This is a genomic window from Microcystis sp. M31BS1 (assembly GCF_020245285.1).
GTDB classification, from domain to species: Bacteria; Cyanobacteriota; Cyanobacteriia; order Cyanobacteriales; family Microcystaceae; genus Microcystis; species Microcystis panniformis.
Window position 1 is genome coordinate 1 of record NZ_JADBVE010000386.1, and the last position, 3,231, is coordinate 3,231.

The window sequence follows — 3,231 nt, forward strand, 5'->3', positions numbered from 1 at the left end:
AACTGATAACTGATAACTGATAACTGATAACTGATAACTGATAACTGATAACTGATAACTGATAACTGATAACTGATAACTGATAACTGATAACTGATAACTGATAACTGATAACTGATAACTGATAACTGATAACCGATAACTGATAACTGATAACTGATAACTGATAACTGATAACTGATAACTGATTAGCGTGCAGAGATTTGGAGCGTTTCCGGTTTGCTTAAATCGCCGGTAATAGTTAAACTGCGCCGATTAGCGTTGAGATGACGGACAATTTTATAGATGGCTTCAACTTGGTCACTAGCACCAATTTTGGCCGCTAGAGTGGCTAGGTCGAGAGAAGTGCCCGTTTCCCGAACAACTTGCACGATTTTTCTTTGTAAATCCAGAATAGAAGCGGCGGCTTTTTTCCCTGCTTCTACCCCGGGTTGATGGTAGGCGTTAATGTTAACTAAACTAGCATAGAAACTAACGGCCCTTTCGTAGAGGGCGATTAAGGCCCCCACCTGACGAGGAGTAACCTCTGGGATAGTGATGGTGATAGAGTGACGACTATTTTCGTATAAAGCTTGTCGAGTACCTTGCAGTAATCCTGAGAGGAAATCGCCAGCAGTGGAGCCGGTTTCCACTTCGATGGAATCTCCTTGTCGGTCTTTTAACACTTCAATAAAAGTGGCGAAGAAATTGGGGACACCTTCGCGTAATTGTTGGACGTAGGCGTGTTGGTCCGTGGAACCTTTGTTACCATAGACGGCGATACCTTGGTAAACCTTATTCCCATCGAGGTCTTTTTCTTTACCGAGGGACTCCATGACCAATTGTTGCAGATAGCGGCTAAAGAGATAGAGACTGTCTTTGTAGGGCAGAATCACCATATCTTTCTCTCCCTTGCCATTGCCCTCATGATACCAAGCTAGAGCCAGTAGGGCGCTAGGATTTTTTTTCAGGTTATGGACGCGGGTGGCGATGTCCATTTCTTTGGCCCCGGCTAACATTTCATCAATGTCGATACCCTGCAAAGCGGCCGGGAGAAGACCGACGGCGGATAGTTCTGATGTACGACCACCGACCCAATCCTGCATGGGGAAACGAGTTAGCCAATCTTGGGCGTATTTGTCCAGTCGGCTACCCGGCATGGTGACGGCGACCGCGTGTTGGGGAAAGTCTAAATCCTGTTTTTCGTAAGCGTTGCGGACTTCTAACATTCCGTTTCTCGCTTCGGGAGTGCCGCCGGATTTACTGGTGACGATAACGAGGGTGGTAGCTAGGGGTAAATGGGCTAAGGTGCGATCGATGCCTTTGGGGTCGGTATTATCAATAAAAGCAATCTCTAAGGGGGGATTAAGGGGGGATAGAGCCGAACCGACGAATTGGGGACCCAAAGCAGACCCCCCGATGCCTACACAGAGAATATGGGTGAATTTTGACCGATTGGGCGGCTTAATCGCTCCGGAGTGAATTTTCTTGACAAATTCTTTGATCTGTGCTAAGGGTTCGGTGATTTCGTCCCGCAATTCCTGGTTAGGAGCGAGTTCAGGAGCGCGCAGCCAGTAGTGGCCGACCATACGCTGTTCGTCGGGATTGGCGATCGCACCCTGTTCTAAGGCTGCCATATCTTGGAAAGCACGCTCAAATTTTGCTTCTAGACCTTTGAGAAAAGCCTCATCGAAGGGAATCCGACTGACATCGAGATAAAGTTCTAGGTTAGGGTGATAGTATAACCAATCTTGGTAACGTTGCCAGAGTTGCAGATTATCCATAAAAAAAAGCGAAATTTTTGTTTAATTACTCGTTTAGGAGAGATAGGATTCTATCCTCTCCAATCATCATACAGGTAGTTTTAGACTAGAAGATGACGGTTAAGCATATATTATGGGGTTGGCAAAATGTTAACAGTGACGGAACTATCCCCTAATTGTTCGGTTTGCTGGTGTTGGCTGTTGATTTTTTAACTGGTTCTATGGCTATCTACTCATCCCCTCTCAAAATCGGTAATTTAGCAGTGCATAGCCGCGTCTTGCAATCACCTTTATCTGGTGTCACCGATTTAGTTTTTCGGCGCTTGGTGAGACGCTTTGCTCCTGATTCGATGCTCTATACGGAGATGGTTAATGCGACAGAAATCTCCCAGCTGCAAGAGTTACCGCAATTGATGGTTATCGGGGACAAAGAACAACCAATTAGTATGCAATTATTTGATTGCCGTCCCGATTTTATGGCTGTGGCGGCGGAAAAAGCGGTTAAAGAAGGAGCGATGACCATCGATATTAATATGGGTTGTCCCGTTAATAAAATTACTAAAAAAGGCGGCGGTTCTTCCCTTTTACGACAGCCAGAAATTGCCGAGCAAATTGTTAGGGAAGTGGTGAGAGCGGTATCGGTGCCAGTAACGGTGAAAACTCGCTTGGGATGGAACGCTCAAGAGATTAATATTATCGATTTTGCCCGTCGTTTGGAAGATGCGGGAGCGCAAATGTTGACCCTGCACGCACGCACTAGGGAACAGGGTTATCACGGGCCAGCCGATTGGCAATGGATTAAACGGGTGAAGGAGGTTTTATCGATTCCTGTCATCGCTAATGGTGATATTGTTTCTGTGGAAGCGGCGATTAATTGTTTGGAATTTACTCGGGCCGATGGGGTGATGTGTTCGCGGGGAACCCTCGGTTATCCCTATTTGGTGGGGGAAATCGATTATTACCTCAAAACAGGCAAAAAGTTGCCGCAACCCACCTCTATTGACCTGTTAAACCTAGCTAAAGAGCATTTACAGGGGCTATGGCTATACAAGGGACAACGCGGTATTTGGCAAGCCAGGAAACATCTGGCTTGGTATTGTCAGGATTTTACTGGTGCGGCGGTTTGGCGCGATCGGTTTTCGCGGATCGAATCTCTGGGGGAGGGCTGTGATTTAATTGATGGAGCTATTGCCCAATTAAACCTTGAAAACGAGAATATTTACAGATAACGGTGCTATAAGCTGTAGGTTCTTACGAACCTTTTGCTGGTTCGTCAGCATCATCGACAAGGTACATTTACTATCTAGGGGCTGCTGAAAAAGTACGGGCGAAGCATTCGGGCAATAAGCTATCGGTGAAACCGTAGATTTTTTATCCGAATGCTTCGCCCCTACAGGACGCGGGCCGATGAAGACGCAAGGTTTTGAAGCACGATTCTCTCAAAATCTTGCACCTGTGGGAGCGAGAAAAGCCACAAAACCCTTACCTT

Annotated in this window: 2 protein-coding genes; one reads left to right on the forward strand and one right to left on the reverse strand. The window is 46.4% G+C overall.

Annotated elements, in window-relative coordinates; genetic code table 11:
* Positions 1 to 188 precede the first annotated feature (188 nt).
* Complete coding sequence (locus tag IM509_RS21600; protein WP_052278022.1) at positions 189 to 1,763, reverse strand: glucose-6-phosphate isomerase; 1,575 nt, start codon at positions 1,761 to 1,763, stop codon at positions 189 to 191.
* Positions 1,764 to 1,963: 200 nt separating this feature from the next.
* On the opposite strand from IM509_RS21600, the gene dusB reads away from it, so the two are divergent.
* Positions 1,964 to 2,971 carry a tRNA dihydrouridine synthase DusB gene (gene dusB / locus IM509_RS21605; RefSeq protein ID WP_052278562.1) on the forward strand — a complete coding sequence of 336 codons (1,008 nt, stop codon included), beginning with the start codon at positions 1,964 to 1,966 and terminating at the stop codon, positions 2,969 to 2,971.
* The last annotated feature ends 260 nt before the right edge of the window (positions 2,972 to 3,231 follow it).

What these genes read in the sequence shown, in the direction of transcription:
- IM509_RS21600 (WP_052278022.1), bottom strand. Translation starts at nt 1,763, where the DNA reads ATGGATAATCTGCAACTCTGGCAACGTTACCAAGATTGGTTATACTAT.
- dusB (WP_052278562.1), top strand. Translation starts at nt 1,964, where the DNA reads ATGGCTATCTACTCATCCCCTCTCAAAATCGGTAATTTAGCAGTGCAT.